This is a genomic window from Rhodococcus sp. LB1, from assembly GCF_001583455.1.
Lineage (GTDB): Bacteria > Actinomycetota > Actinomycetes > Mycobacteriales > Mycobacteriaceae > Rhodococcus_F > Rhodococcus_F opacus.
On record NZ_LTCZ01000346.1, the window covers coordinates 78,707 to 94,849 of the forward strand.

The window sequence follows — 16,143 nt, forward strand, 5'->3', positions numbered from 1 at the left end:
CGTGCTGGAACCGAATGGACCGTTGCCCCCCGAGATTTACTGGCGCCGCAGGGCGCTGGCGATCGGCGGCGCCATCGTCGTGTTGCTGCTCGTCGTGTGGTTGATCAACTCGCTTCGTGGTGGCGGTGACTCCGAGACGGATCCGGCGGCAGCGAGTTCCTCGTTGACCACTCCTGTGTCGATTTCCCCGACAGCCTCGGGTTCGTCCACGTCCAGCGGCAGTTCGGGCGGTTCCGGTGGCGGTGGCGCCGCTGCCGCCGGCGGCGAGGCCTCCTCGGGCGCGTCCGGTTCGTCCGGGGCGTCGAGCAGCGGTGCCTCGAGTAGCGCGGCTCCCAGCGGCCAGCCGGTCGCCGCGGGACAGTGCCCGGACCAGTCGCTGGCCATCAAGGTGGCCGCCGACAAGCCGACGTACCTGGCGGGTGAGGAGCCGAGCTTCACGACGGTCGTCACCAACATCGGCACCACACCGTGCGAACGTGATCTGGGCAGCAGCCTCCAGCAGGTGCTCGTCTACACGATCGACGGTGCCGTGCGGCTGTGGTCCAACATCGACTGCTTCCCGCAGTCCGCGGCCGACGTGCGCACCCTCGCGCCCGGTGAGCAGGCTCAGTTCACCGTGAAGTGGTCGGCCAAGACCTCCGCCCCCGACTGCCTGACGCAACCGGAACCCCAGCGTGATCCGGTGGGGCCCGGTGCGTACACCGTGGTCGGCCAACTCGGTCAGCTCCGCAGCGCGCCGGAGCCGTTCAACCTCAGCTGATCCTCGGTGCGGGGTCGATGCGTGAGCGTCGATCGAATTCCTTGTCGAGGTCGGTGTGCTCGGGGTCGGCGAGCAGCGCCGCGAGAAGGATGCGGGCCTGACCTGCTCTGAGGTCGGTGGAAAACAGTGCACCCGCCGAGACGAGGTCGTGCCCGCCGCCTCCACCGCCGTAGGTGGCGGAGGTCGGGCCCTGCGGCACCCGGGTGGTGACCACGACCGGGATCCTGGCGGAGGCGCAGTCCCGGACCGCCTCGACGATCGCCGGGTTCGCGTTCCCGGATCCGAGCCCGTCGAGCACCAGTCCTTGGGCCCCGGCGGCCCGGCACGCGTCGATCTGGACGCGGTCGGCCCCGGGATAGGCGGCGACGATGTCGACGCGGGTTCCGGAGATCGGATGCCACGGCAGCGGATCGAGACTTCGCCGCGGGGTGACACCGGCAGGGTGGACGGATCGGAACGCGTCGAGTGACGTCGTGTCGACCTTCCGCGTTCCCGACGCCCGGTGCAGGGCGCCTCCGAACGCGATGAGGACACCCGCGCCGCGCAGAGCGGGATCCGATCCCGCGGCCACCGCGTCGGCCAGATTGGCCTGGGCATCGGATTCCGGGTGGTCGAACGTGCGCTGCGCACCCGTGAACACCACCGGCCGCGGGTCGGCGTGGTGGAGATCGACCAGGTACGCGGTCTCCTCCATGGTGTCGGTTCCGTGGAGCACGACCACCGCGTCGAGTTCGGGGTCGCGCAGTTCCGCGGTGACGGCGTCGCGGACCCGGTCCATGTCGGCGAACGTCATGCTCGAACTGTCCTTCGACATCACGTCGACGACACGGAGTTCCGTCCCGGTCCACGCACTGCCCAGCAGGTCCGGGCCTGCGACCACCGGTCTGCTGACACCCTGCCCGTCCCGCCTGCTGGCGATGGTGCCTCCGGTGGTGACGACGGCGACTTTCGGCACTGTTGTCCTTTCTGCTAAACGGTCGGGCGGTCCGAGGCCAGGGTGCGGATGCGGTTCCGCGCGCCGAACCAGCCGATCACCAACAGCGGGGCGATGATCGCGATGGACCCGACGGTCCAGGTTCCGACGGGGTGATCGAACGCCATCAGTATGACGACGCACGCGAGGAACGCCAGGGTCAGGAGACCGGTGTAGGGGGCGCCGAACATCCGGAAACCGGGCCGGGCAAGTTTCCCTTCCTTGGCGAATTTCCACAGTTTCAGCTGGCACAGCACGATTACGGCCCAGGCGCTGATGATCCCGAGCGCAGCGAGGTTCAGGACGATCTCGAACGCCTGCGCGGGAACGACGGCGTTGAGTCCGACGCCGAGCAGGATGACGAATCCGGTGAGGGCGATGCCGCCGTAGGGCACCCCGGCCTTGTTCATCCGGGCGGCGAACGAGGGCGCCGATCCGGCCATGGCCATCGAGTGCAGTATTCGGCCGGTGGAGTACAGGCCGGCGTTGAGCGAGGACAGCGCGGCCGTGAGCACCACGAGGTTCATGATCGCGTCGGCGCCCTGCACATCGATGGAGCCGAAGAACGTGACGAACGGGCTCTCGCCGGCGTGGTACTCGGTAAAGGGGAGCAGCAGCGACAGCAGCAGGACGGAGCCGACGTAGAATACGAGGATCCGGATGATGACCGTGTTGATCGCCTTGGGGATGACCTTCTGCGGGTTCTTCGTCTCGCCCGCAGTGGTTCCCACGAGTTCGATCGAAGCGTAGGCGAAGACGACGCCCTGGATCACCACGACGGCGGGCAGGATTCCGTTGGGGAAGAGTCCGCCGTTGTCGGTGATCATGCTGAAGCCCGACGAATGTCCTTCGATCGGCGTTCCGAACAGCACGAAGTAGATGCCGAAGCCGAGGAACGCGGCGAGGGCGACGACCTTGATGAGGGCGAACCAGAACTCCAGTTCACCGAACACCTTGACGGAGACGAGATTCAGCCCGAGGACCAGTACGACCGCGGCGAGGGCGAAGACCCATTGGTCGACGTTTCCGAGCGGTGCCCAGTACTTCTTGAAGAAGTTCATGTACAGCGCGACGGCGGTGACGTCGACGACGGCTGTCATCGCCCAGTTCATCCAGTACAGCCAGCCCGCGGCGAAGGCCATCTTCTCGCCGAAGAATTCCCGCGAGTACGACACGAACGACCCGGAGGTGGGTCGGTGCATCACGAGTTCGCCCAGGGCTCGCAGGATCAGGAAGGCGAAGAACCCGCAGAGGGCGTAGACGAGGACGAGTGCGGGGCCGGCCTGCTGGAGGCGTCCGCCCGCGCCCATGAACAGGCCGGTGCCGATCGCTCCGCCGATCGCGATCATCTGGATCTGTCTCGGGCCGAGCGCTTTCCGGTAGCCGAGGTCTTCCTCGACGAAGATGTCTGCGCCGGAGGTGTCGTCCTTCTCGATCGTCACGAGACCACCTCCGCGGCAGCGGCGACGGGTGTCTGCCGTGGCGAACCGGACGCTCTCAAGTTGGCGAGATGCTCTGGGCTGAGGAGGCGGTCGAGTTCTTCACGGTCGAGCAGACCGGCCTCGATCACGAGGTCGGCGACCCGGCGGCCGGAGACCAGCGCTTCCTGTGCGATCCGGGTCGAGGCGGTGTAGCCGATGTACGGATTGAGCGCGGTGACGAGTCCGATGGAGTCCTCGACCCGGGCACGCAGCAGATCGGTGTTGGCCGTGATGCCGAGGACACAGCGGTCGGCCAGGATCCGGCAGGCGGCGCCGAGGTGGCGCATCCCCTCGGACAGGGAGTGCACGATGATGGGTTCGAACGCATTGAGCTGGAGCTGCCCGGATTCGGCGGCCATCGTGATGGTGACGTCGTTGCCGATGACCTCGTAGGCCACCTGGTTGAGGACTTCGGGGATCACCGGATTGACCTTGCCGGGCATGATCGACGAACCGGCCTGTACCGGTGGGAGATTGATCTCGTTCAGGCCCGCGCGCGGCCCCGACGACAGCAGGCGGAGGTCGTTGCACACCTTGGACAACTTGACCGCGATCCGCTTGAGCACGCCCGAGAGGTGGACGAACTGACCGACGTCCTGGGTTGCCTCGACCAGGTCGGTGGCCAGGACGAGGGGGAATCCGGTGAGTTCCCGCAGCGTGTCGCACGCTGCCTCGGCGTAGCCCGCGGGGGCGTTCAGGCCCGTGCCGATCGCGGTGGCGCCGAGGTTGATCTCGTGGACGAGGAGAGCGGCCTCGTCGAGGCGGGTGCGGTCCTCGTCGATCATCACCGAGTACGTGGCGAATTCCTGGCCGAGCGTCATCGGCACCGCGTCCTGGAGTTGGGTGCGCCCCATCTTCACGGTGTCGGCGAACTCGACCGCCTTGGTCGCGAAGGCCTCCTGCAGGACGCGCATCGCATCCAGCAGGTCGTCGATCGCGAAGATCGTCGCGATGTTGACCGCGGTGGGGTAGACGTCGTTGGTCGACTGGCTGAGGTTCACGTGCTCGTTGGGATGGAGCTCCGCGTACTCCCCGCGCCCGTGGCCGAGGATCTCGAGTGCCCGGTTGGCGATCACCTCGTTGGCGTTCATGTTGGTCGACGTCCCGGCGCCGCCCTGGATGACGTCGACGACGAACTGCTCGTGCCAGCGGCCGTCGACGATCTCCCGGCACGCCTCCCCGATGGCGTCGGCCCGGCGGTGGTCGAGGATCCCGAGTTTCTCGTTGGCGCTCGCCGCGGCCCATTTGACGTAGGCGAGCCCGCGAATCAGATAGGGGTTGGTGGAGATCGGCCGGCCGGTGATGGGGAAGTTCTCCACGGCCCGCAGCGTGTGGATTCCCCAGTAGGAATCCGCAGGCACTTGGCGGTCGCCGAGCAGATCGTGTTCTGTTCGCGTTTCGAGCACTTGATCATTCCTCACGGGGATTCGCGCGAGCCGTTGCTCTGCACGGATGCGGCGGATGGAGTCTGCTTCTCGAAGAGGGTAGATTTCTCGGTCGAGCCACCCGGCTATCCACCTGCCAGGCTGTCAGACAGGTGCAATTGTTACCGCGCTCACTCGCAGGCGTCAACCCCCGGCGGTGCCTCGGATTGACGTTGCCGCCGGCGCGTGAGCAGAATATCCACATGAACCTGTCAGACAGCTGGGCAGCCAGGCGCCCCGTCACGGCGCGGGTCAGTGCCGCGGAGGCGGTCCTCGCGGACCTTCGCGACGCGATCACGTCGGGTGAACTGACGGTCGGCGAACGACTTCCCTCCGAAGCGTCCCTCGCCGCGCGGCACGGGGTCAGCAGGTCGGTGATCCGGGAGGCCCTGCGGTCCTGCCATGCGCTCGGACTCACGGAGACGAAGTCGGGCCTCGGAACGTTCGTCGTCAGCGATTCGATCGCCCGCGACCTCGACTTCGGGAACTATGCGGCCAACGAACTCGTCGAGGCGCGTCCGCACGTGGAGATACCCGCCGCCGGATGGGCGGCGCAGCGGCACACCGTCGAGGACCTGGCCGCCCTGCGCGGCCTCGTGGACCAGATGCGGGACGAGGACGATCCCCTCGTGTGGGTGTCCCTGGATGCGCAGTTCCACGCGTTCATCGCCAGGACGAGCCGGAACCGCGTGTTCGAATCCGTGATCGTCGACATCCGCGAGGCACTCACCCGGCAGTCCGAAACGCTGAATCTCGTTGCGGGGCGGCAGCAGAAGTCGAACGACGAGCACGACCGGATCGTGGAGGGCATCGCCTCCGGAAGTTACGACAAGGCCGCCCGCGCCATGGCCGAACACCTGGATGCCGTCCGGGTCGCACTGGAATCCGTGGTCGGAGATGCCGGCCCGGACCGCCGACGGTAACGGCGGGAACTAGCCCTAGTCGTACGGGCCCGAGATCGACGTCTCGGCGAGCCGGGACAGGCCCTCACGGATGTGCCGGGCCCACAGCCCACCGATCCCCTCCACCGACTGCAGGTCGGCGGCTGTCGCGGCCAGCAGTGACTGCAGCGTCCCGAACGAGCCGACGAGCCGGTGAATCTGGTTGAACTGCAGTCGGGGAACGCGGGTGAGGACGCGGTAGCCGCGAGGGCTCATCGGGGCCTCGAGCGCTTCGATGGTGCCCGGGTAGCCGAACGCGCGGGCCAACGTCGTGAGGTCGAGAAGGTCTGCGTCCGTGATCCTGTCGAGCGCGGAGAGGGACTTCTCGACGTCGTCGGCGGGCGCCGGGCCGGTGCCGGCCAGATAGTCGCGCACGATGAGTTCTCGCGCCACGTCGTTGTCGCCGACGAGTTCCTCGAGTTGCAGTGCGAGCTGACGCCCGTCCGTGCCGAGCTCGAGCACGTCCTGCTCGATCTCGACGGACACGCGGCGCACCATCTCCAACCGCTGTACCACGGTCAGGGCGTCGCGGAGCGTGACGAAATCCTCGATCTCGACCACCGACAGCTGGCGGGTCACCTCGTCGAGCCGCGCCTTGTACCGCTCGAGGGTGGCCACCGCCTGATTGGCACGCGACAGGATCGTGGCGGACCCGTCGATGACGTGCCGGATGCCGCCGACGTACACGCTGACGATGCTCATCGACTGGCTGACCGACACCACGGGGTACCCGGTCTGCATGGCCGTCCGCTCGGCGGCACGGTGACGCGTGCCGGACTCGACGGTCGGGATCTTGTGGTCGGGGACCAGCTGGACGTTGGCGCGCACGATGCGGGACCCGTCGGTGGACAGAACCACGGCGCCGTCCATCTTCGACAGCTCACGCAGGCGGGTCGGCGCGAACTCCACGTCGAGCTCGAAGCCGCCGTCGCAGATCTCTTCCATCTGCTCGTCGTAGCCGAGGACGATCAGGGCGCCCGTGCGACCGCGCAGAATGCGTTCCAGGCCGTCGCGAAGTGCTGTTCCGGGAGCCAGCCGGGCTATCGTTTCGCGCAGCGCAGACGACGACTCGGCATCGTTCATCGCGCAATACTCCCGCTGAGGTAGACGTCACTTGTCGGGGACCGTCGCGGAAACACGTCCGGACCCGCGTTTAGATTACCTATCCATGAGTAGTACCTGGACTTTGCCCGACGACCTGACCCTGCCCGCACCGGTCGGCAGTTTCCCCGCCGCAGGTCAGCCCGTGCCGCAGCACTGGTCACGGTGCTTCGGGTGCGGCGACCAGTCTCCTGCCGGGATGTCGATGAGCTTCACGGCCGGGGAGGGGCTCGACGTGTGGGGCCGGCTCGAGGTGGCCCCTCGCTACCAGGGCGGTCCGGGAGTGATCCACGGCGGCATCCTCTCGACCGCGTTCGACGAGGCGCTGGGCATGGTGTGCCGATCGATCGTCGACGGACCGGTGGTCACGGGTCATCTGGAGATCGACTTCGCCAAGCCCATCCCGCTGGGTTCCGTCCTCGAATTCCACGCGCGCATCGACGGATCGATCCGCCGCAAGGTGTACGCGAGCGCCGAGGCGCGCATCGTCGAGGGGCCGACTGCCGATCCCGACGTGGTCGTGGCGACGTCGCGGGGGCTGTTCCTCACCGTGACGGCCGAGCACTTCGAGAAGACCAAGGACTTCGTCGACGGTGTGCCGGAGCGCCCGTTCGGCACGTCGTCGATCTGAGCGTCACCGCGATCCGAGCGTCACCGCAGTGACGCGATGGCTGCCCCCAGGTTCCCGACCTCGGTGACCTTCATGCCCTTCGGAGCCGCCCCGGAGTCGAGGGGAACGATCGCGCGGGTGAATCCGAGGCGGTAGGCCTCGGCGAGCCTGCGCCCGACGCCGGGTACCCGGCGAACCTCACCGGCCAGTCCCACTTCGCCGAGGATCACCAGTCCGTCCGGAACGGGCTTGTCCCTGACCGCGGACGCGACGGCGAGGGCCAACGCGAGATCGGCGGAGGGCTCGGTCATCCGCATTCCGCCGACGGTGGCCGCGTAGACGTCGTTCTTCGCGATCGGCACCCCGCACCGGCGGTCGAGCACGGCCAGCACCATGGCCACGCGGGCGCTGTCGAGCCCGCTCACGGCACGCCGGGGTGCCGGCATGGATGTGGCGGCCACGAGAGCCTGCACCTCACCGAGGAGGGGCCGTTTGCCGTCCATCATGACGGTGACTGCGGTTCCGGGAACGGCCTCGGCACGGTGATGGAGGAACAGTCCGGACGGGTCGCTGATGCCGGCGATGCCGTCTTCCCGCAGTTCGAAGCAACCGACCTCGTCGGCGGCGCCGAAACGGTTCTTGACGCCGCGCACCATCCGCAGCGTGGAGTGTTTGTCGCCCTCGAAGTGCAGCACCACGTCGACGAGATGCTCGAGCGACCGCGGTCCGGCGACCGCACCGTCCTTGGTGACGTGGCCGATGAGGAGCACCGGCACGCCGCTGGCCTTCGCGAGGGAGGTGAGGGCGCTGGTGACGGCCTTCACCTGGGTGACTCCGCCGACCACGCCGTCGACGTCCGCGGCCAGCATGGTCTGCACGGAGTCGACGATCAGCAGGGTGGGGCGCACCTGCTCCACGTGACCGAGGATGGTCGCGAGGTCGGATTCGGCGGCGAGATAGACCCGCTCGTGGACGGCACCCGTGCGGTCGGCACGCAGCCGCACCTGTCCGGCGGATTCCTCACCGGTGACGTAGAGGGAGCGGTCGTCCGGGCCGCGGCGGGCCCACTGGTGGACCACCTCGAGGAGCAGGGTCGACTTGCCGACGCCGGGTTCGCCGGCGAGGAGAACGACGGAACCGGGTACCACGCCGCCGCCGAGCACACGGTCGAGTTCGTCGATGCCCGTGGGCTTGGCGCGGGTGGACGTGCTGTCGATCCGCGTGATCGGAGTGGCCGGGGTGGACGGAAGTACCGCTCCGGCCCCGGCTTTCGCGAGCGAGGCACCGGGGCGGCTGGCGACGGACGCGACGATCGGGGCCTCGTCCATCGATCCCCAGCTACCGCACTCGGGACACCGGCCGACCCATTTGGGAACGGTGCACTGGCACGACGAGCAGCGGAAGCTGGTTTTGAGTTTGGCCACCGGGCCAGCCTAGGTATCGGGTCCGACAGCGGACCCGGTCCGGCTGTTAGTGTCCGCCGCCCTCGGCTTCGGATCCGGGGGACGTGTCGGAGACGTGGCGCTCGGTCTCGTGGCCCGCGTCGACGGGAACGGACACGGTGACGTCTCCGGCCTTCTCGAACGCGAACGTGACGGGGACGGTGAGGCCCGGGCGGACGCCTTCCTTCAGGCCGTCCAGGGTGACGAGGACGACGTCGATCGGTGCGTCGGCACCTTCGTCCGTCTGGCCGGCGGCGTCGGCGCTCGCTTCGGCGTCCTCGCCCGGCTGGCCGGCGACGAGCGCGGTCTGCGGCGCGATCTCGAGGCCGCCCGCCTTGTCGCCGAGGGTGACGGACTGCGCGAAGTCGGTGCTGATCCGGGTCAGCTTGTCCGGGGTGTCCTCGTTGTTGTTGATCGCGATGAACGAGAGGACGGCGTTGCCGCCCGGCTCGAGGCTGTACTCGGCGGAGTTGGGGTAGACCACGTGCACGTTCCGCAGGGCGATCGACCCGACGTCCGCGCTGTTGCCGTTGACCGCGGCGACCTGACTCGACGTCTGAGTGATCTGGCCCGCGCTGCAGGCGGACAGCACGAGTGCTGCGCCGGCAGCGAGAGCGACGGCGGTAGCGACTCGGCGAGTCGACTTGTCGAGAGCAGTCACGAGTTGTCCTCCGGTGTCAGGTTCGCACTTCAACTAGGCAGAGTAGTAGTTCGTCCGCGTGGCCTGCTCGCTGGGTACTCACAATGGTTGTCTGCGTGCGGTTTCGGCGCTGGAGAACCGCCCGATCGGGGTGTCCGGAATGCACGTATCGGGGACCCTGTCAACCCCTACGGTCAGGCCATGATGCCCCTGACCTGCACCGTTGATGAGACCAGGTTCCGGACACGTGTTAAACTCGAATGATCGAAAGGGGCACGGGACAGATGATTTTTAAGGTCGGAGACACCGTCGTATACCCCCATCACGGTGCGGCGCTGATCGAAGCAATTGAAACCCGCACCATCAAGGGTGAGCAGAAGGAATATCTCGTTCTCAAGGTTGCTCAGGGCGATCTCACCGTACGGGTTCCCGCAGACAACGCAGAGTACGTGGGCGTACGCGACGTCGTCGGCCAGGAAGGTCTCGACAAGGTCTTCCAGGTACTGCGGGCACCGCACACCGAAGAACCCACCAACTGGTCGCGCCGCTACAAGGCGAATCTCGAAAAGCTCGCGTCGGGTGACGTCAACAAGGTCGCGGAGGTCGTTCGGGACCTGTGGCGTCGTGAGCAGGATCGCGGCCTGTCCGCAGGAGAGAAGCGCATGCTCGCGAAGGCGCGGCAGATTCTTGTCGGCGAACTCGCACTGGCCGAAGGCACCGACAGCGACAAGGCCGAGACCATCCTCGACGAGGTCCTCGCGGCCGCGTCCTAGACAGTCGCGATACCCACAGTGGCCGAGGGAAATGGTCCTGTAGTCGCACTGGTTCCCGCCGCAGGTCAGGGAGTGCGTTTGGGCGAGAACAAGCCCAAGGCATTCGTTGATCTGGGTGGGACGACCATGCTTACACGCGCGGTCGACGGGCTCCTGCAGTCGGGGGCTGTCGACCGCGTCGTCGTGATCGTTCCGGAGGAGCTCGTCGAGTCGACGCGAAACCTCCTCCCCGGTGAAGTCACCGTCGTCGCCGGCGGAAGCGAGCGGACCGATTCGGTTCGCGCCGGACTCGCCGTCGCGGACGACGCCGAATACGTGCTCGTGCACGACGCCGCCCGAGCGCTCACACCACCGTCGCTCATCGCGCGGGTGGTCGCGGAGCTGCGGTGCGGCCGCAGCGCGGTCATCCCCGTCCTCCCGGTGGCGGACACCATCAAGACCGTCGACGTTCTCGGCGCGGTCACCGGCACCCCCGAACGGTCCGAACTGCGGGCCGTACAGACGCCGCAGGGTTTCACCGCGGAACTGCTCCGGCGCGCCTACGACGCCGCCGACGGCATCGCCACGGACGACGCCGGCCTGGTGGAGCGCCTCGGGGAACGGGTCCGCAGCATCGTCGGAGAACCCACAGCATTCAAGATCACCACGCCGCTGGACCTCGTGCTGGCCCGCGCGCTGGTGGAAGAGGGAGCGCACTAGTGCGAGTCGGAATCGGGACGGACGTCCACCCGATCGAGCAGGGACGGCCGTGCTGGATGGCCGGCCTGCTCTTCGAGGACGAGAACGGCTGCGCGGGTCATTCCGACGGCGACGTGGCCGTTCACGCACTCTGCGACGCCCTGCTCTCCGCCGCCGGACTCGGCGATCTCGGCTCCGTCTTCGGAACCGGCAGACCCGAATGGTCCGGGGTGAGCGGTGCCGCGATGCTCGCCGAGGTACGCCGCCTCCTCGAAGAGGACGACTTCGGTGTCGCCAACGCCGCGGTCCAGGTGATCGGGAACCGGCCGAAGATCGGCCCGCGCCGAAACGAGGCGCAGAAGGTGCTGAGCGACATTCTGGGCGCGCCGGTTTCGGTGTCCGCGACCACCACGGACGGGCTCGGCCTCACCGGGCGCGGCGAGGGGATCGCCGCCATGGCCACCGCGTTGGTCATTCCCGATCGAAGCGCCAGGTAGGATCGCTGGTCGTGACCCTGCGCCTATTCGACACCGAGACGCGGGCCATGCGTGACTTCGTTCCGCTGGCCCCTGGACACGCATCGGTGTACCTGTGTGGCGCCACGGTGCAGGGCGACCCCCATATCGGCCACGTACGCAGCGGCGTCGCATTCGACGTGCTGCGACGCTGGCTGCTCGCCCACGACTACGACGTGGCATTCGTCCGCAACGTCACGGACATCGAAGACAAGATCCTGAACAAGGCCGCGGAGGCGGGCAGGCCGTGGTGGGAGTGGGCCGCCACGTTCGAGCGGTCCTTCACGTGGGCCTATCAGCAGCTGGGTGTGCTGCCGCCGTCCGTCGAGCCGCGAGCCACCGGCCACATCACGCAGATGGTCGAGATGATGCAGCGCCTCATCGACAACGGCCACGCGTACGCGGCGGGCGGGGACGTCTACTTCGACGTCCGCAGCTACCCGCGGTACGGCAGCCTGTCCGGGCACAAGCTCGACGACGTGCACCAGGGCGAGAGCGCCGGCGAATGCAAGCGCGATCCCCGCGACTTCACGCTGTGGAAGGCGGAGAAGCCGGGCGAGCCGTCGTGGCCGACGCCGTGGGGCCGGGGCCGGCCGGGCTGGCACCTCGAGTGCTCCGCGATGGCCGAGTTCTATCTCGGGGCGGCGTTCGACATCCACTGCGGTGGCCTGGACCTGGTGTTCCCGCACCACGAGAACGAGATCGCGCAGGCCAAGTGCTCCGGCGACGACTTTGCGCAGTACTGGCTGCACAACGGGTGGGTCACCATGGGTGGCGAGAAGATGTCGAAGTCGCTCGGCAACGTTCTCTCGGTGCCGAACGTGTTGAAAAAGGTTCGGCCGCAAGAGCTTCGCTACTACCTGGGCAGTGCCCACTACCGGTCGATGCTCGAGTACTCCGACACTGCGCTCGACGAGGGGGCCGCGGCGTTCCGCCGGATCGAGTCGTTCGTCATGCGCACGCAGGAGCGTGCCGGTGAGGTGCCGGTCGGTCGGTGGACCGAGGCGTTCGCTCGCGCGCTCGACGACGATCTCGCCGTCCCCGCCGCGCTCGCCGAGGTGCACGGCAAGGTCCGCGAGGGCAACATCGCCCTCGACGGCGGAGATCTCGAGGGTGCGCGCGGGATCGCGTCGCAGGTCCGGGCCATGCTCGGAATCCTCGGCGTCGACCCGCTGGACGAGCACTGGACTCAGGAGACCGCGGATGCGTCCGCGGCAACCGATGCCCTGGACGTTCTGGTCCGGGCCGAACTCGAGCGCAGGCAGAGTGCCCGCGCCGAGAAGAACTGGGCTGTGGCCGACGAGGTGCGTGACCGTCTCATCCGGGCGGGCATCGAGGTCACCGATACCCCCAACGGGCCCGAGTGGTCTCTCAAGGCAGGACAGTAGTAATGGCTGGAAATTCGAGTAGGCGCGGAGCCATCCGCAAGGCCGGTACCAAGAAGGGGCAGGTCGCCGGTTCCGGTGGCCAGCGCCGCAAGGGACTGGAAGGCCGCGGCGCCACCCCGCCCGCGGAAGCCCGCACCAAGCACCCCGCCGCCAAGCGCGCCGCCCGCGCGTCCAGGGAAGCCGACAAGCAGCCCGGCCGCGGTCGTCAGACCGCCGGACGCAAGGTGCTCGACGGCCCCGAGAATGTGCTCGGTCGCAACCCCGTCGTCGAGTGTCTGCGCGCCGGCGTCCCCGCGACCGCGCTGTACGTGGCGGTCGGGACCGAGAGCGACGATCGCCTCAAGGAATCCGTTCAGCGGGCGGCCGACGCGGGCATCTCCATTCTCGAGGTTCCCCGGACCGATCTCGACCGGCTCAGCGCCAACGGCATGCACCAGGGCATCGCGTTGCAGGTGCCGCCGTACCGCTACGCGCACCCCGACGACCTGATCGCGGAAGCCCGCAAGCATCAGGAGGCGCCGCTGCTCGTGGCTCTCGACAACATCACCGATCCCCGCAACCTCGGTGCCGTCGTGCGTTCGGTGGCCGCGTTCGGTGGTCACGGTGTGGTGATCCCGGAGCGCCGCAGTGCGTCGGTCACCGCGGTCGCGTGGCGGACGAGCGCCGGCGCGGCAGCCCGCCTGCCGATCGCTCGCGCCACCAATCTCACTCGCACGCTGAAGGATTGGGCGTCCAAGGGCGTCCAGGTGGTCGGTCTCGATGCGGGTGGCGACACCACCCTCGACGAGTTCGACGGCAGCGGCCCCGTGGTGGTCGTGGTCGGCTCGGAGGGCAAGGGCCTGTCGCGCCTGGTCCGCGAGAACTGCGACGCCATCCTCAGCATCCCGATGGCGGGCCCCGTCGAATCGCTCAACGCGTCCGTCGCCGCGGGTGTCGTGCTCGCCGACATCGCCCGTCGTCGCCGCGGCTAGGCCTCCCGGACCCAGCGAACAGCAGGTCGTCGTCGGGCAAGCCCGCACGGTCGGTAGCGGGCTGAGGGCGCCGCTGTCAACACTGTCGGCACCTACCGTAGACCTACAGTGTTGACAGGCTGCTACCAGCGGCGTTCACTGAGGTCATCAGTGACGGTGAGGTTGGAGGCCGGTCATGGCAATCACCGATATCAAGGAATACGCGCACCTCACCCAGCAGGATGTCGAGGCGCTCGGATTCGAACTCGACGCACTACGCCGCGACGTCGCGGAGTCCCTCGGGTCGAAGGACGCGACGTACATCCGCCGCACCATCGCGTTCCAGCGAGTGCTCGACGGACTCGCCCGACTGATGATCCACGGCAGCCGGTCGTCCACGGGCGTGGTCCTCGGGACGACGGCACTGGGTGTGGCCAAGAGCGTCGAGAACATGGAGATCGGCCACAACGTCTCGCACGGGCAGTGGGACTGGATGAACGATCCCGAGATCCACTCGAGCACCTGGGAGTGGGATCAGGTGGGGCCGTCGTCGCAGTGGAAGTATGCGCACAACTTCCGTCACCACAAGTACACCAACGTGCTCGGAATGGACGAGGACGTCGGGTTCGGCGTCATGCGCGTCACTCGCGATCAGGAATGGCGTCCGATCCACCTGGTGCAGCCGATTCAGAACCTTCTGCTCGCGGCGTCGTTCGAATGGGGCATCGCGCTCCACGACCTGCTTCCGCCCAGTGCCGAAGACAAGGCGAGTCGGCGTCTGCGTCCACCGGTGCGAGATCTGCTCGGCAAGATCGCGCGGCAGATGGGCAAGGACTACGTGCTGTTCCCGGTTCTCAGCGGACGGCGGTGGCGACGAACGCTGAAGGCGAATCTCGTTGCCAACCTGCTGCGGAACGTATGGTCGTACGTCGTGATCTTCTGCGGGCACTTCCCCGACGGAGCCGAGAAGTTCACGCTCGCGGAACTCGAGGACGAAAGCCGGGCCGAGTGGTATCTCCGACAGATGCTCGGCACCGCGAACTTCCGGGCAGGCGCCGTCATGGCCTTCATGAGCGGCAACCTGTGCTATCAGATCGAGCACCATCTCTTCCCCGACATTCCCAGCAATCGGTACGCCGAGATCTCGACCGCGGTGCGCGGCCTGTGCGAGAAGTACGACCTGCCGTACACCACCGGTTCGCTTGCGCGGCAGTACCTTCTGACGCTGCGCACCATTCACAAACTGGCGCTGCCCAACCGATTCCTCCGGGCGACGTCGGACGACGCGCCGGAGACGGCCTCGGAAGCGAAGTTCCGTGGGCGGTCGGCGCTCGGAGCCGATCCCGTGACCGGACGGCTTCGCGGGCTCCGGACCGCGCTGGCAGCGAGGTAGGCCGTCACCGCGGAATGGTCGACGCCACCATGCGGTGGAAGCGGACCCGGTGCCCGGGTCGCAATTGTGCGGCCACCGCAAGATCGGCCTCGGCGACCACGGCGATCACCGGATAGCCGCCGGTCACCGGATGATCGGCGAGGAACAGGATGGGCTGACCGTTGGGCGGCACCTGCAGCGCCCCCGCGACCATGGCCTCGCTCGGCATCTCCTCCGTCACGGCGCGGTGCAACGGTCCCGGACCCTCGAGCCGCGCCCCGACGCGATTGGTGTCGGAGCTGACCGTCCACGTCTCGCGGAGAAGGGCCTCGACGGACGCAGGGGTGAACCAGTCGTCCCGTGGCCCGAGCCGGACGCGCATCATCAGCGGATCCTCGGGGGCGGCCGGTGGGGGGATGATCTCGTCCGCAGGCCAGTCGCCGGAATCCGCACCGACCAGCAGCCGATCACCCTCGGCGACGGGATCGGGGCCGATCCCCGACAGAGTGTCGGTGGACCGGCTCCCCATCACCGCGGGCACGTCGAAACCTCCGCGCACCGCAACATAGCTGCGAAGCCCGTCCGGCGCGAACGCGATCTCCAGCAGGTCGCCGGTGTTCAGGTGCAGCATCGTGTAGTCGGGCCGGGGTTCGGAATTGACGGTGACGGGATTGCGGGCGCCCGTGACGGCGACGGAGACGGTCCCGGCCGCACGCACCGCGAGCCCACCGAGCGTGACCTCCAGCGTGGCTGCGTCGGAATGGTTGCCCACCAACCGGTTTGCGCTGTCGTGCGCTTCGCGGTCGGCGGCACCCGACTCGCCGACGCCGATCGACGCGTAACCGGGGCGGCCCCGATCCTGCACGGTGGTGAAGGGTCCGGTGCGCACGACCTCGAGCCAAGCCATCGTTCGATTGTCCCGCATCCGCAGGTCCGCCGGATACGCTCTCGTCGGATCAGTCGCTCAGGAGACTGCGGTGTAGCCGTGGGCGGCAGCGACTTCGGCGGAGAGCAGCTGTCCGTCGTGGGTGGACAGGCCCTCGGCGAGTCCGGGGACGGTCGCGATGGCGTCTTGCCAGCCGTTGTCGGCGAGGG

16 protein-coding genes and 1 pseudogene are annotated in these 16,143 nt (G+C 68.0%); 9 read left to right on the forward strand and 8 right to left on the reverse strand.

Annotated features, from left to right (window positions below):
* The first annotated feature begins 1 nt into the window (after position 1).
* Positions 2-760 (forward strand): hypothetical protein, encoded by a 759-nt coding sequence (locus tag AZG88_RS35225; protein WP_061700402.1) that lies wholly within the window; start codon positions 2-4, stop codon positions 758-760.
* Here AZG88_RS35225 and AZG88_RS35230 read toward each other — a convergent pair.
* The 3 genes from AZG88_RS35230 to AZG88_RS35240 are packed head-to-tail and all read right to left on the reverse strand — an operon-like array spanning position 753 to position 4,620.
* Positions 753-1,715 carry an asparaginase gene (locus AZG88_RS35230; protein WP_061700403.1) on the reverse strand — a complete coding sequence of 321 codons (963 nt, stop codon included), beginning with the start codon at positions 1,713-1,715 and terminating at the stop codon, positions 753-755. The genes AZG88_RS35225 and AZG88_RS35230 overlap by 8 nt on opposite strands.
* Positions 1,716-1,729: 14 nt before the next feature.
* Positions 1,730-3,175: an amino acid permease gene (locus AZG88_RS35235; protein WP_061700404.1), complete on the reverse strand. Its 1,446-nt coding sequence runs from the start codon at positions 3,173-3,175 to the stop codon at positions 1,730-1,732.
* Complete coding sequence (locus AZG88_RS35240; RefSeq protein ID WP_025431758.1) at positions 3,172-4,620, reverse strand: aspartate ammonia-lyase; 1,449 nt, start codon at positions 4,618-4,620, stop codon at positions 3,172-3,174. Before AZG88_RS35240 ends, AZG88_RS35235 begins: the two co-directional genes overlap by 4 nt.
* A 221-nt stretch (positions 4,621-4,841) precedes the next feature.
* Here AZG88_RS35240 and AZG88_RS35245 point away from each other — a divergent pair, with 221 nt between their 5' ends.
* Positions 4,842-5,561, forward strand: coding sequence for a FadR/GntR family transcriptional regulator (locus AZG88_RS35245; RefSeq protein WP_061700405.1), 720 nt, complete (start codon positions 4,842-4,844; stop codon positions 5,559-5,561).
* 15 nt (positions 5,562-5,576) lie between these two features.
* Here the strand turns inward: AZG88_RS35245 and disA are convergent, their stop codons facing one another.
* Positions 5,577-6,662, reverse strand: coding sequence for a DNA integrity scanning diadenylate cyclase DisA (disA, locus tag AZG88_RS35250; protein WP_005244912.1), 1,086 nt, complete (start codon positions 6,660-6,662; stop codon positions 5,577-5,579).
* 85 nt (positions 6,663-6,747) lie between these two features.
* Between disA and AZG88_RS35255 the strand changes: the two genes are divergently transcribed.
* Complete coding sequence (locus AZG88_RS35255) at positions 6,748-7,311, forward strand: PaaI family thioesterase (protein WP_037179973.1); 564 nt, start codon at positions 6,748-6,750, stop codon at positions 7,309-7,311.
* Between the two features lie 20 nt (positions 7,312-7,331).
* Here the strand turns inward: AZG88_RS35255 and radA are convergent, their stop codons facing one another.
* Together radA and AZG88_RS35265 are read right to left on the reverse strand one after the other, a co-directional pair.
* Positions 7,332-8,714: a DNA repair protein RadA gene (gene radA / locus AZG88_RS35260; RefSeq protein ID WP_005244907.1), complete on the reverse strand. Its 1,383-nt coding sequence runs from the start codon at positions 8,712-8,714 to the stop codon at positions 7,332-7,334.
* 46 nt (positions 8,715-8,760) lie between these two features.
* The gene (locus AZG88_RS35265) at positions 8,761-9,393 is read right to left on the reverse strand and encodes a hypothetical protein (RefSeq protein WP_005244901.1); all 633 of its coding nucleotides are present in this window, start codon (positions 9,391-9,393) and stop codon (positions 8,761-8,763) included.
* A 263-nt stretch (positions 9,394-9,656) separates the two neighbouring features.
* Here AZG88_RS35265 and carD point away from each other — a divergent pair, with 263 nt between their 5' ends.
* The 6 genes from carD to AZG88_RS35295 all read left to right on the forward strand — a co-directional run bounded on the left by carD (position 9,657) and on the right by AZG88_RS35295 (position 15,069).
* Complete coding sequence (carD, locus tag AZG88_RS35270; protein ID WP_005262216.1) at positions 9,657-10,145, forward strand: RNA polymerase-binding transcription factor CarD; 489 nt, start codon at positions 9,657-9,659, stop codon at positions 10,143-10,145.
* 18 nt (positions 10,146-10,163) lie between these two features.
* Positions 10,164-10,844, forward strand: coding sequence for a 2-C-methyl-D-erythritol 4-phosphate cytidylyltransferase (gene ispD / locus AZG88_RS35275; protein ID WP_082764796.1), 681 nt, complete (start codon positions 10,164-10,166; stop codon positions 10,842-10,844).
* On the forward strand, positions 10,844-11,320 hold the full coding sequence (ispF, locus tag AZG88_RS35280; protein WP_005244898.1) for a 2-C-methyl-D-erythritol 2,4-cyclodiphosphate synthase: 477 nt from the start codon (positions 10,844-10,846) through the stop codon (positions 11,318-11,320). Before ispD ends, ispF begins: the two co-directional genes overlap by 1 nt.
* 11 nt (positions 11,321-11,331) lie before the next feature.
* Entirely contained in the window at positions 11,332-12,726 is a 1,395-nt protein-coding gene (gene cysS / locus AZG88_RS35285) for a cysteine--tRNA ligase (RefSeq protein ID WP_061044526.1), read from the forward strand.
* Positions 12,727-12,728: 2 nt separating this feature from the next.
* Entirely contained in the window at positions 12,729-13,697 is a 969-nt protein-coding gene (gene rlmB / locus AZG88_RS35290) for a 23S rRNA (guanosine(2251)-2'-O)-methyltransferase RlmB (protein WP_061700406.1), read from the forward strand.
* Between the two features lie 175 nt (positions 13,698-13,872).
* Complete coding sequence (locus tag AZG88_RS35295; RefSeq protein WP_005244895.1) at positions 13,873-15,069, forward strand: fatty acid desaturase family protein; 1,197 nt, start codon at positions 13,873-13,875, stop codon at positions 15,067-15,069.
* Between the two features lie 4 nt (positions 15,070-15,073).
* Here AZG88_RS35295 and AZG88_RS35300 read toward each other — a convergent pair whose 3' ends face one another.
* A complete protein-coding gene (locus tag AZG88_RS35300) occupies positions 15,074-15,955 on the reverse strand; it encodes a biotin-dependent carboxyltransferase family protein (protein WP_061700407.1) in 882 nt (293 codons plus the stop codon).
* 57 nt (positions 15,956-16,012) lie between these two features.
* A pseudogene (locus AZG88_RS50885) lies at positions 16,013-16,143 on the reverse strand (alanine dehydrogenase); the annotation flags it as partial.